General features: G+C 67.0%; 9 protein-coding genes. 2 read left to right on the top strand and 7 right to left on the bottom strand.

The window, feature by feature from the left end:
- Positions 1–438: 438 nt before the first annotated feature.
- Entirely contained in the window at positions 439–909 is a 471-nt protein-coding gene (locus tag DIE06_RS30795) for an ATPase (protein ID WP_124664658.1), read from the top strand.
- 179 nt (positions 910–1088) lie between these two features.
- On the opposite strand, the gene DIE06_RS30800 is transcribed toward DIE06_RS30795, so the two are convergent.
- The 7 genes from DIE06_RS30800 to DIE06_RS30830 form a co-directional block, all read right to left on the bottom strand.
- On the bottom strand, positions 1089–1772 hold the full coding sequence (locus tag DIE06_RS30800) for a DUF429 domain-containing protein (RefSeq protein WP_124664659.1): 684 nt from the start codon (positions 1770–1772) through the stop codon (positions 1089–1091).
- Positions 1773–1781: 9 nt separating this feature from the next.
- The gene (locus DIE06_RS30805) at positions 1782–2306 is read right to left on the bottom strand and encodes an HD domain-containing protein (RefSeq protein WP_124664660.1); all 525 of its coding nucleotides are present in this window, start codon (positions 2304–2306) and stop codon (positions 1782–1784) included.
- A gap of 121 nt (positions 2307–2427) precedes the next feature.
- Positions 2428–5898, bottom strand: coding sequence for a YhaN family protein (locus DIE06_RS30810; protein ID WP_124664661.1), 3471 nt, complete (start codon positions 5896–5898; stop codon positions 2428–2430).
- A 3-nt stretch (positions 5899–5901) separates the two neighbouring features.
- The gene (locus DIE06_RS30815; RefSeq protein WP_124664662.1) at positions 5902–7152 is read right to left on the bottom strand and encodes a DNA repair exonuclease; all 1251 of its coding nucleotides are present in this window, start codon (positions 7150–7152) and stop codon (positions 5902–5904) included.
- A gap of 353 nt (positions 7153–7505) precedes the next feature.
- Positions 7506–8045, bottom strand: coding sequence for a hypothetical protein (locus tag DIE06_RS30820; protein WP_124664663.1), 540 nt, complete (start codon positions 8043–8045; stop codon positions 7506–7508).
- A gap of 247 nt (positions 8046–8292) precedes the next feature.
- On the bottom strand, positions 8293–8463 hold the full coding sequence (locus tag DIE06_RS38515) for a hypothetical protein (RefSeq protein WP_185733510.1): 171 nt from the start codon (positions 8461–8463) through the stop codon (positions 8293–8295).
- 219 nt (positions 8464–8682) lie between these two features.
- Complete coding sequence (locus DIE06_RS30830; RefSeq protein WP_124664665.1) at positions 8683–8964, bottom strand: DUF4148 domain-containing protein; 282 nt, start codon at positions 8962–8964, stop codon at positions 8683–8685.
- A 271-nt stretch (positions 8965–9235) separates the two neighbouring features.
- Between DIE06_RS30830 and DIE06_RS30835 the strand changes: the two genes are divergently transcribed.
- Positions 9236–12466 (top strand): efflux RND transporter permease subunit, encoded by a 3231-nt coding sequence (locus DIE06_RS30835; RefSeq protein WP_124664666.1) that lies wholly within the window; start codon positions 9236–9238, stop codon positions 12464–12466.
- Positions 12467–12478 lie beyond the last annotated feature (12 nt).

Consider the following 12478-nt stretch of genomic DNA (forward strand, 5'->3'; position numbering starts at 1 on the left):
GTTAATTTTTAAAGAGCATTTCTGCGAGAAACCTGAAGTTTCTCAGCAGCGCTGCGTTTTCAGCAGCATAGAAGCGAAATTATGAACCGTCTTTTTCAGTTCGTCAACAACTTTTTTAACGACTTCGTTGCGACGACTGGGGTTCAACCTCGTGTGCGCCGGGGCTCTACAACCTGCCCTCAACCGCACCGCTTCCCTTCTTCCTCCGCGCCGCGTTTCCGTTAGCGCGAAAGAGGCGTGATTCTAAGCAGCCATCCCCGCCTCCGCAACCCCTTTGTGAAAATATTTTGAAAAGCCCGCCCGACGGATCCGACTCGAGTCCTTCTTTCTTCATATATAGAAGGTCGACAACATCCTCCGTTCGACCACGCTTCGCATTTGCCTCGCGCCAGTCACCACGCAGCGGAACAAACAAGGGAGCGCACGCCGTCGAGTATCATGCCGCGATCGAACAACGCACTCATACCGACGATGGACAGCACCACTCAATCCGGCGACGCCGATCTCCGCGATGAATACGCCGCGCTGCGCGAGCGCGCCGTCATGCTCGAAGACCAGGTCCCGCCGCTCCTGCAACGCATCTCGGATGTCCTGCCGCGAATCAGCGGCGAGTCCGAACTGGCGGACGAGCATCGTGAACGGCTCGTCGGCGCGCGCAACGCAGCGATGGTCTCGATCGAAAACTATCAACAGGCGATCCCGTTCCTGCAGACGGCCGATTCGATCATCGAGCAACTCGACAAGACGCCCGAGCGCGACGAGGACATCGAGTGGCGCGAATCTCTGCTGCAGCGGCTCGACGAACTGATCGACGTCGCGGTCGTCATGATCGACGATGCGCAAGGCTATTTCGAGCAAGCAGATGCTTGCGATCTCTCCAGCGTGCCGAAGTCCATTCTCGAAGACTGAGCATTACGGCCGTGACGCATACGGTGCGTCGACTGCATGGGTTGTTGCGCACGCCACCTGCTCCGCACATGCCGGCCGGCTGTCACGGCTCGACACCTTGACGTCGACAGTCCGATACGCCTCCCGAAAAAGCTCACCTTGCTGCCGATTCACGGGTGTCAGCCAGCCGCGGCCCGTGACTACAGCGCATCGAGAACGATCGTCTCGCCGACGATCGGTACGCGGATATACCCACCCTCCGCATCGCCATACGCGTGCGCGTGTCCGTCGATCACATATTGCGCGGTCAATGCGCACAGCGTCGCGTCCCGCGCGTCGACCGATCGCAGCGTCGACACGTCGATCCCGAGTTGTGCGAGCAATTGCCGGCGCTGGTTGCGTTTCTGCTTCGCCGACGCAATCGCCTTGCCGAGCATCGCGCAGGTAATCGCGTACGGATAAGTCTCGAAGCTCACGCGCCCGCCGGCATAGCGCGCGTCGGTCAGCAGCGGATAGGCGTCGGCCAGCGCGCGGTAGACGCGCTCCCCCATGAACATCCAGTCGAAGAAGCCCGACGTGCTGGCCGCGGCCTGCTCGCGCGACGGCGTCGGGAAACACGAGATCCGTTCACGCGCGAGCGCCTGCTCGGCAGCCCGGCGTCCGCTTCCCGTCCACCACAGGCTCGGCGCGTCGACGCCGACGGCCACCACGTCATGCGCGATACACAGCGACGGCAGCGCTTCGGGCGCGAGCCGCGCCTCGCGCCAGACGATCGTCGAGCCGCGCAGGATCACGAGGTCGCATTGCTTCTTGTCGCCGCCCACGTCGACGCCCGCCACCGCAGGCAACGACCGCGCGACGGATCGGGATCGGGCCGCCTGCATGGCTGCGCGTCAGTCCACCGGCCGCGCGTCGTACGCGGCATCGAAGATCCCTTCCAGGCCCGGATGCACGCCGCGCATCCGGTCGACGACCGACTTCGCCCAGTCGAAGTACGCCTGCTTGCGCTCGAGCGACCAGTCCGCGGGCGGATGCCGCGCGATGTCGCGCAGGTTGCAGATCTTGTCGGCGAGCTTCACGAGCTTGGCGCGGCGGCTGATCGTCGCCGCATGCTCGACCTGCAGGCGCTTGCGCTCGTCCTTCGGCAACGACTTGTCGTCGGTGACTTCCATCACGATGTCCGCGACGTCCTTGCCGAACAGGCGCAGCAGCTCCTGCTCGGTGGTCTCCGTATCCTCGATCGTGTCGTGCAACACCGCCGCGACGATCACGCGCTCGTCCTCGATGCCGGCTTCGTTGGCTAGCACGGCGGCCAGCGCGATCGGATGATTGATGTACGGCGACGCCTCGTCGTCCTTGCGCCGCTGATTGCGATGCTTGTCCGCCGCGAACGCAATGGCAGCTACCAGCTTGTTCATGTTGATCCCTCTTGTGGCCGCACCCGTGACCGGTAGAACCGGTCGCGTGCGTTTCGGAACCGCACATACTACCTGTACGCGATGACCATTCCCACGTATCGGGACATCGGGCCACTCGACGTCATGCACCGGCCGCCTCGCGCTGCAGCGCGACCACATTGACCTGCGCGCCGAACACGTCCCGCACGAGCGGCAGCAGATGATCGTGGTGCGTCAGGAACAGCACCTGGGTTCGCGTGGACAGATCGCGCAGCGCCTCGAGACCCGCCTTCGCACGCGCATCGTCGAAGTTGATGAACAGGTCGTCGGCAACGAACGGCAGCCCGGTCCTGCTGGCGAGCTGCAGTTCGAGCGCCGCGATCCGCAGCGCGAGGAACAGCTGGTCGCGCGTCCCTTCGCTCAGTCCGGCGACTTCGACCGACGCGCCCTTCGTGCGCCGCGCGTACAGTGCGGGCGGCGTCCGTTCGGTGTCGACGGTCAGCCGCGCGAATTCGCCGAGCGTGAGCCCCGCGAAAATCTCGCCTGCCCGGCGCAGCATCGGCCCCTGCTTCTGGTCGCGATAGCGATCGGTCGCCCACTTCAGCAAGCGGCTCGCGGTCGCCGCTTCGAGATACTGTTCCGCTGCATCGCCCATCGCCGCCAGCGCTTCCTGTCGCCTTGCCTCGGCCACGGCCGCGTTCGCCTGGCCGTCGATCGCGCCGAATGCCTGCTGGGCGACGACCTGCTGCTGCGCGAGCGCGTTCAGGCGCTTGCCGACGTCGCCTAGCGACTGTTTCACCGCTTCGAGATGCGCGGGCACGTCGGCGATGTCCTGTTCCGCGACCTCGGCCTCGACGGCCGGCTGGGACAAGCCGTCGCCGTCGCGCACCAGCGCCTCCTTCGCGGCATCGACGGCCTGTCGAAGCTGGCGCTGCCGATCCGATTGCTCGGCCAGCGGCAGGGCCGCGTCGATCGACGCGACACCGGCCAGTTGCAGCAACGGCTGAATGCGGGCATCCGCGCCCGCCACTGCGGCAACGGCATCGGCGACCTTGCCGTCCGCCTGCCGCACCGCATCGTCGGCACGACCGATCGCGCGCGCGGTTTCCCGTGCGGCCGCAACGCGCATCGTCAACCGGCGCGCCACGTCCAGCCAGTCGCCACTCGCCAGCCATGCGGGCTCGAGCGCGTCGGCCAGCCGCCGTGCACCGGCCTCGAGCGCAGCCAGCTCGGCACGGATCGCAGCAATCCGGTTGCGCGGCGCCTCGGCGCCGGCCAGTTCGGCATTCACCGTATTCGCGAGCGCGAGCGCACCTTCTGCCGCGGCCAGCGTCACCGCATTCGCGGACAGTTTCGCGTCGGCAAGCGCATCGCGCCATTGCGCCTCCCACGCAGCGTAGGCGGCCTGGGCCTGGCCGGCGCGTGAACGAGCCGTCGCGCACCCGCGTTCGGCTTCGCGCGCGCGGTCCTCGAGGCTCTCCTTCTGCGCCAGCGTCTTCTCGGCCGACTGCACGAACGTCTCGGCGATCGCGATGAGCGCCGCCAGCCCGTCGGCGTCGCTGCCGCGCGATACCAGGCGCAGCGCCGAACGCAACGCGGCTTCCGCGCCGGCCCGCGCATCGCGGATCGTCGCGAATTCGCGGCGCTGCCGGTCGAGCTCCAACTGTGCGGCAAACACCGTATCGCGCTTCGCGAGCCAGTCGCCCATCGCCGCCAGCGGCATGCCGGGCACGCCGGCCGTCGTCGCCAGTTCGGACCACGCGTCGCGATGCGCGGCCCACTCGCGTTCGCGCTCGTCCGCGGCCGCCTGCCTGCGCATCAACACGGCGCGCGCGGACTCGACCTGCTGACGCAGCGATTGCAGCGTCGCCGCCGCTTGCGTGGCGCCGAGCTGCGCATCGACGAGTTCATCGGCAAGACGAATCGCGTCGTCGACGGCCGGTGCACCGGTTGCAAGATCGACCGCGCCGCTGCGAATGTCGCCCCACGCGCCGTCGCGGCGTGCGCGCGCCGCCAGCACCTCGGCGGTCGTGACGACCTTGTGGGTCTCCGCGAAATGCTTTTCCTGCAGTTCGAGCCGCTCGTGTTCTTCCTGGGCGCCGTCCCGTGCATCGCGTGCGGCGGCGGCCGCGCTCGCGCGCTCGCTTGCTTCGTTGAGCAGCACGCCGAGCCGCGCCGCCGACGGCACATCGAGCGCACGCAGCGCGTCGACAGGTTTGCGCCATCGGCCGAGCGCATCGAGCGCGTCGGACAGCGTGTGCTCGGCGGCAGCGATGTCGCGTTCGAGTGCCTGTTCACGCTGCCCGCTATTGCGAAAGCCCTGCGCATCGGCGAGCGCCGCACGAAGCGCTTCAGGCACATCGACGGTCGACAGGCGCACCAGTTGTTCCTGCGCCTGCGCGAGTTCCTGCGTGCGCTCGTCGAGCGATTCGCGCGCGCCGGCCAGTGCCTGATGCAGCGCGCCGTGGTCGCGCAGCAGGTTCGTGACCGTGTTCAGCGACAGCGCGCTCGGCAGTGCCGCGCGCAGCGACGTCTCGTCGGTCGGCCAGCCGAGCTGAGCGGCGGCAGAACCGGCGGCGGACAGATGCCGCTCGACGTCCGCGCCGAGCAACAGCAGATCCTGTGCGTGATTCATGCATGCGCCACGCAACCGGTCGAGCGCATCGATATCGCCTTCGAGCGCCAGCGCGTCGGCATCCGGATCGATCGCATCACGCGCGTGCCGTTTCGCGAGCAGGTCCGCACGGCGCTCCTCGAGCACCTTCTGTTCGGCCGCGAGATCGCCTTGCGCTTTCAGCAAGTCCGCGTATGCGGTCGGCGGCAGCTCGACGACGGCGCCCAGTTCGGCCAGCGCCGCTTCCTTGATCGTCAATTCCTTCAGGTAAGGCGCCAGCCGCCGCACGCGCTCGAGCTTCGAGCGCAGCGCTTCAAGGCGGCGCTGCTCCGCGCGCGCCTGCTCGATCTCCTGCTCGACCGCGTCGCGCGCCTCCTTGCGATCGACCCAGTCGCGCGTGCGCACCTGAACCGCCTTCAGCTCGCCGACCGCTTCGTTGAACGACGTCTCCGCCTGCGCGAATGCGCTGCCGCTGCGGCGCGGCGCCCACAGTTCGGCCGAACGCGCGTCGAGTTCCTCGCGCACGGGCCCGAGCGTGCCGACGCCTGCCGCCGATTCGAACAGCACCTGACCGAGTTTGTCGGACGCGTCGAGAATGCTCCGGCCGCCGGCCACCAGCCGTCCGTGGTCGAGCCCGAACATCTGCTCGAAGAACTCGCGCGTCGCGCCGTCGAGGATGGCGTCGAGATAGTCGTCCGGCAGCTTGTCGTCGGCGGGCGTGCGCAACGGGCTGCGCCCGCGGGCGCGATGAAAGGCGAGCGCGCCGGCGCCCCCCTCCAGCACGCCGCCGATCCGCAGTTCGGGCGTCGCATGCAGGAAGTCGAGCGGCGTCTGCAGCTTCATCCCGAACAGCAGTTCCGACACGGCCATCCGGATCGTCGACTTGCCGGCCTCGTTCGGCCCCACGATCACGTGGAAATCCTGGCCGGCCGACGGAAAGCGCAGCGTCTCGTCGGTGAACTTGCCGTACTTGATCAGATCGAGCTGGCTGATGCGCATCGCTTATTCCCCCCTCGCCAGCCGCGCGAGCAACGCGGGACCGACCTGCTCGACCAGCGCCGCGAGTTCACCGGCGCGCGCCATCGTCAGCAGCGGCACCTCTTCCTTCACGTCGCTGCGCACCTTGCCGACGAACGGCTTCAGGTCGCGCTCGAGCAGCGCGAGGAAATCCGGATCGTGCGCGGCGTCGGCCAGGATCTGCTTCAGGTCCTCCAGCGCCTCGAGTTGCTCGCTCTCGCCCTGCGGCTGCTCGGGCGCGGACGTCGCGAGCCGGACCTTCTCCAGCCACAGCCGTTCGTTGCCGATGATGCCGATCTGGTTCAGCACCTCCGCGCGCAATTGCGGCGCGCGGCCGAAGAAGAGACCGTGCGCGGGCGTGCGCCCCGTGACCGTCACGCGCACCGCGCGCGGCACATGGCCATCGGTGCTCAACAGCGCCTCCAGCGACTGGCCGATCTTTCTCGACAGGTCGACCACCGTGAAGCAGTCGGACGCGTCGACCGACAACGCTTCCCAACGCAACACGTCGAGGTACAGGCGCTCGACGTGCGTGCGCCCCTGCTCGACCGTCACGAGCACCGCGCCGCGGCGGCCCGTCTCACGGATATGGCGCCCCTGCAGGTTGCCGGGAAACACGACGGTCGACGGCCCCAACCATTGCTGGAACTCGTGCACGTGGCCGAGCGCCCAGTAGTCATAGCCTTTCGCGTGCAGTTCCGCCAGCGTGCACGGTGCATAGTTCGCATGCGCCGCATAGCCTTCGAGCGCGGTGTGCAGCACGCCGATGTTGTAATGGCCCGGCACGGGATCCGGATAGCCGATCGCGAGATTGTCGACGACGGCCTTGTCCTTGAAGCTCTGCCCGTGCAGCGCCACGTCGAATTCCGGCAGCTTGAAGGTTTCCGGCTTGCGATGGCCGAACACGGTGACGTTGTCGGGCAAGGTCAGCTTCTTCGTCATCTCGCTTTCGGCATCGTGATTGCCGCCGAGCACGAATGCGCGAATGCCGGCCTTGCGCAGGCGGCCCATTTGCTGGCCGAAGAAAATGCCGGTGTTGTGGTCCTTCCAGTCGCCGTCGTACAGGTCGCCGGCGATCACGAGGAACGCGACCTCCTCCTCGATCGCACGATCCACGAGCTGCCGCAGCGCCTCGCGCGACGCGTTGCGCAACTGCGCGGCCGGCGCGTCGGGATACGCGCTCAGGCCGTGCAACGGGCTGTCAAGATGAATGTCTGCCGCGTGGATGAACTTCACGAAGATTCCTCTGTTTCATGACCAAGGGGCGATGTGGCCGGTCGCCATCCGGAGCGCCGCCGGGTGCATCGATGCGAAGCGGAACGCGGCGACTTCATCGCGGCTCTTGCGGCAACCCTCGATCGTCCGAGTGCGGCCCGGATCGGACACGCTTGCCTGGACCGGCACCGCCGCGAGGGCGGCCCGGCGACCGGGAGCCCCGCTATTTAAGCATGGCTGACAGGCAATGGGCAGAGGGTGCGCGGGCCACCCGTTTCCGTCCGCGGCACGCGCATCCGCATGATGTGCGGCGCATCAATAAAAAAGCCCGGCCCGCATCGAAGCGGGCCGGGCTTTCGCGGGAAGCGTATCGCTTACAGCGCGCCGCCTTGTGCCGACGCCGAACCCTTCACGCCGACCGATGCGCCGCCCTGCACCGAGTTCGTCGCGCCTTCGAGCGCTTCACCGGCCTTCGCCTTCGCGCCGCCGGCGACCTCACCCGCCGTCGATACCGCGCCTTGCGCGTGGCTCTTTGCCGAGGATGCAACGTGCTTCACGTGCGACTTCGTCGCGTGCACGGCCGACGTCGCGGCATCCTTCGCCGAGCCCGCAGCCGAGCCGACCGCCTGCGTCGCGCCGCCGACCGCGTTGCCCGCTGCCGAGCCGACGCTGCCGACCGTCTTGCCCACGCCGTTCAGCGCGCCGCCGACGAGGTTGCTTGCGCCCGAACCCGAACCCGCGGCATTCGCGCCCGCACCTGCCTGCACACCCACGCCGCCGCCGAGCAGCGGCGTCTGGACTTGCGCGCCGACGCCGGCGGAACCTTCTGCCCCCGTCTGTGCCGCTTGTGCGAAAGCAGCCGATGCGATTGCCGTCAGCGCGGCGCCAAGCAGAATCGTGCGAATCTTGTTCATGGTCATTCTCCCCAAAGACGTTGTTGCTGCGGGCCGCATTCGTGCGGCTTGTCGCATGCCTCACCGCGACGTGCGGCAGGTGGAGCTAATGTAGCCGCGCCAACGCCCAAAACCATCGAATTGCGGGGACTGTTACTTCCGTTGCAAATGCTGACGATTGACTCACACTGTTTGACAATCATCGCGACCGGCTCGTGATTGGCCTCGTCCGATGGCATGCATCGGTGTATCCGGTACGACGCATCGACTAGCGGGGAAGCCGGCGGTTTCTGTAGGTATCCAAAATAACGTGCGTCGGCCAGCCGTCGATGCGGCCCGACAGGATTGCGTCCATTTCAAGCAGATGCGCGCTCGTCACGGCGGCCCCTTGCCACGATGCGTGGCCGTTCCATTCGTCGAATTCGACCGGTCGCGGCATTCCTGTCCGCGTTACCGCCGCCATTCGAGGAGGCGGATGCCGTCCGCGACCGCGAGTCATCCGGCGCCGGCGGCGGCTCGAGCGCGCGGAGCACACTGGCGCGACCGCCGTCGTCGTTCGGCAATTGCGGCTGCCCGCGCGCAAAGGCCGGCACGGCCGCCGCCGCGAACAGCGCGGCGACCATCAGCCGGAAATGGAGCTTCGTTGCGCTCCCCCGCTTCATTGCGTGCTCGCCGTCGACACGGACGTTGCGGCGGCGGCCGTGGCAATGCGCTGATCGCCGTGCGCGATCGCATAGAGCTCGCGATTGCGCGCGACCGTCGACGCGCTCGGCGGATAGTCGGAGTTCGACGTGGGCACGGTGCCGTCGCGTTGTGCCTGAACGAGATCGGCGATCACCTCGGCACGGGTCACGCCGGACGACGAGGTTTGTGCGAAAGCGGCAACCGGCGTTCCGACGACGACGGCGATCAGTGCGGCTGCGATCAGTTTGCGATTCATGATGAAACTCCCGAGAACGGTTCGATGAAGACGCATCGTCGATGCGCCGCCGGCGTGACCGCTATCGCGATTCGCCGCCTGACACGTCCATTCTGGCGATCGCACCGCACCCGACGCTGACCGTCAGATGACAATTTTGAAATCCGCGGCCCGCGCACGGATAACAGTTTCGTAATCTTCGGGTCAGGGTCGGGACAGCGCCGCGCCAGCAGACTGCATGCTCGCCGCATCGAATGCGGCATCCATGCCCCCTGCTTCGAGGAACAACATCATGTGGATCGTCCGGCTGGCGTTGCGCAGGCCCTATACGTTCGTCGTACTCGCGCTGCTGATCTTCATCGCGGCGCCGCTTGCGATCCTGCGCATGCCGATCGACATCTTTCCGAACATCGACATTCCGGTCGTCAGCATCGTCTGGTCATACAACGGCTTTTCCGCCGAGGACATGGCCAAGCGGATCACGTCGAACTACGAGCGCGCGCTGACCTCCGACGTCGACGACATCGAGCACATCGAATCGCAGTCGCTGAACGGGGTGTCGGTCGTGAAGATCTTCTTCCACCCCGGTGCCGACATCAATCGAGCCATCGCGGAAGCCGCGAGCAACTCCGCGTCGATCCTGCGGATCCTGCCGCCCGGCACGCTGCCGCCGAACATCATCACGTACAACGCGTCGACGGTGCCGATCCTGCAGCTCGGGCTATCCAGCAACACCCTCGCCGAACAGCAACTGTACGACCTCGGCAACAGCTTCATCCGCACGCAGCTCGCGACCGTGCAGGGCGCGGCGGTGCCGCTGCCGTTCGGCGGCAAGATCCGCCAGATCGTCGTCGACCTGGACACGCGCGCGCTGCAGGCGAAAGGGCTCGCGCCCATCGACGTGGTGAACGCGATCAACGCGCAGAACCTGATCCTGCCCGGTGGCACCGCGAAGATCGGCACGCGCGAGTACAACGTGCAGATGAACGGCAGCACGCAAACGGTCGCCGCGCTGAATAACCTGCCTGTCAAGACGATCAACGGCAATGTCGTCTATGTGCGTGATGTCGCGCATGTTCGCGACGGCTACGCACCGCAGACCAACATCGTGCGCGTCGACGGCAAGCGCGCCGCGCTCCTGACCGTCGAGAAGACCGGCAGCACGTCGACGTTGACGATCATCGACCAGGTCAAGGCGATGCTGCCGAGGATCGCAGCCGGCTTGCCGAAAGCGCTGCACATCTCCGCGCTCGGCGATCAGTCGGTGTTCGTGAAGGCGGCGGTCCAGGGTGTCGTGCGCGAAGCGCTGATCGCCGCCGGCCTGACCGCGCTGATGATCCTGTTGTTTCTCGGCAGCTGGCGCGCGACGTTGATCATCGCAGTATCGATTCCGCTTGCAGTGCTCACGTCGCTGCTCGCGCTGGGCGCGCTCGGCCAGACCATCAACATCATGACGCTCGGCGGGCTCGCGCTCGCGGTCGGGATACTTGTCGACGACGCGACCGTCGCGATCGAGAACATCACGCATCATCTGGAACAAGGTGCGCCGCTGGAAGAGGCAATCCTGACCGGCGCGGGTGAGATAGCGGTGCCGACCTTCGTGTCGACGCTGTCGATCTGCATCGTGTTCGTGCCGATGTTCATGCTCACCGGCGTCGCGCGCTACCTGTTCGTGCCGATGGCCGAAGCGGTGATCTTCGCGATGGTCGCGTCGTATTTCTTCTCGCGCACGCTGGTGCCGACACTCGCAATGGCATTGATGCGCGCGAAAGGGCACGGCCGGCCGTCGCGTGGCGCGTTCGCGCGCATCGCACGATTCCAGGCCGCGTTCGAACGTCGCTTCGAGGCGGTCCGGTTGCGCTATCACGCGCTGCTGTCGGCGGCTATCGCATGCCGCCGCCGCTTCGCGGCCGCGTTCCTGCTCGCGTGCGCCGCATCGACCACGCTGTTCGCGTTCGCCGGCCAGGACTTCTTTCCGTCGGTCGACACCGGCGAGATCCGCCTGCATCTGCGCGCGCCGACCGGCACGCGGATCGAGGAAACCGCGCGCGTCACCGACGAGGTGGAAGCGCGTATCCGTACCGTCATTCCGGCGAACGAACTCGCGGGCATGCTCGACAACATCGGTGTGCCGGTCAGCGGGATCAACCTCACGTACGATTCGTCCGACCCGATCGGCACCGAGGATGCGGACGTGCTGATCACGCTGAAGCCGAACCACGCGCCGACGGCAGCCTATGTCGCGAAGCTTCGCAACCTGCTCGCGCAGTCGTTCCCGGGCGTCACGTTCGCGTTCCTGCCGGCCGACATCGTCAGCCAGATTCTCAATTTCGGTCTGCCCGCGCCGATCGACATCCAGATCGTCGGCAACAAGCTGGACCAGAACCGCGCGGTGGCGAATGCGCTGCTTGCCAAGCTTCGCGGCGTGCGCGGCCTCGTCGATACGCGCATCCAGCAGCCCGGCGACGCACCCGCGATCAATGTCGACGTGGACCGCACGAAGGCGATTCAGGCCGGCCTCGAGCAGCGCGATGTCGCGCAGAACCTGCTGATCGCACTGTCGGGCAGTTCCCAGACGACGCCGAACTTCTGGCTCGATCCGCGCAACGGCGTCAGCTACCCGTTGATCGTGCAAGCACCGCAGTATTCCATCGACTCACTGCAGGCGCTTGCGAACATACCGCTGCCGACAGGCGCTGCACGCACGCCGCAGACGCCCGTCGGCGGCCCGGCCGCGGGCGCACCCGCACTGAACCTGCTTGGCGCATTGGGCGCGTTCTCACGCGCGACGCAACAGGCCGTGGTGTCGCATTACAACGTGCAGCCCGTGCTCGACATCTTCGCGTCGGTACAAGGACGCGACCTCGGCGGCGTCACGGCCGACGTGACGAAGCTCGTCGACGACGCGCGCGCGCAACTGCCGCCCGGTTCGTCGATCGTGCTGCGCGGCCAGGTGCAGGCGATGCACGAATCGTTTGCCGGGCTGCTCGGCGGGCTCGCGCTCGCGATCGCGCTCGTCTACTTGCTGATGGTCGTCAACTTCCAGTCGTGGCTCGACCCGCTCGTGATCATCGGCGGCCTGCCCGCGTCGCTCGCCGGCATCGCATGGATGCTGTTCGTCACACGCACCACGCTGTCGGTACCCGCGCTGACCGGCACGATCCTGTGCATCGGCATCGCGACCGCGAACAGCATCCTCGTCGTCAACGCGGCACGCGAGCTGATCGTGAGCGGCGCATCACCGTGGGAAGCCGCGCTCGACGCCGGATTCAGCCGCTTCCGTCCGGTCGTCATGACCGCACTCGCGATGCTGATCGGCATGCTGCCGATGGCGCTCGGCCTCGGCGACGGCGGCGAACAAAACGCCCCGCTTGGCCGTGCCGTGATTGGCGGGCTGGCGTTCGGCACGCTGTCGACACTGCTGTTCGTACCCGTCTTGTTCGGTTTCATCCACGCGTGGCTCGACCGACGCCGCGAGGCGGCCACTGCCCGCCGCGCGCAGGACCTGCCGGTGGTGCCCTGATCGCGGATGCAT

Source organism: Burkholderia sp. Bp8998, assembly GCF_003854235.1.
GTDB lineage: Bacteria > Pseudomonadota > Gammaproteobacteria > Burkholderiales > Burkholderiaceae > Burkholderia.

Excerpts from the sequence above, each read along its gene's own strand:
- DIE06_RS30800 (WP_124664659.1), bottom strand. The coding sequence starts at position 1,772 with ATGCAGGCGGCCCGATCCCGATCCGTCGCGCGGTCGTTGCCTGCGGTG.
- DIE06_RS30830 (WP_124664665.1), bottom strand. The coding sequence starts at position 8,964 with ATGAATCGCAAACTGATCGCAGCCGCACTGATCGCCGTCGTCGTCGGA.
- DIE06_RS30795 (WP_124664658.1), top strand. The coding sequence starts at position 439 with ATGCCGCGATCGAACAACGCACTCATACCGACGATGGACAGCACCACT.
- DIE06_RS30805 (WP_124664660.1), bottom strand. The coding sequence starts at position 2,306 with ATGAACAAGCTGGTAGCTGCCATTGCGTTCGCGGCGGACAAGCATCGC.
- DIE06_RS30810 (WP_124664661.1), bottom strand. The coding sequence starts at position 5,898 with ATGCGCATCAGCCAGCTCGATCTGATCAAGTACGGCAAGTTCACCGAC.
- DIE06_RS38515 (WP_185733510.1), bottom strand. The coding sequence starts at position 8,463 with ATGCCGCGACCGGTCGAATTCGACGAATGGAACGGCCACGCATCGTGG.
- DIE06_RS30820 (WP_124664663.1), bottom strand. The coding sequence starts at position 8,045 with ATGAACAAGATTCGCACGATTCTGCTTGGCGCCGCGCTGACGGCAATC.
- DIE06_RS30835 (WP_124664666.1), top strand. The coding sequence starts at position 9,236 with ATGTGGATCGTCCGGCTGGCGTTGCGCAGGCCCTATACGTTCGTCGTA.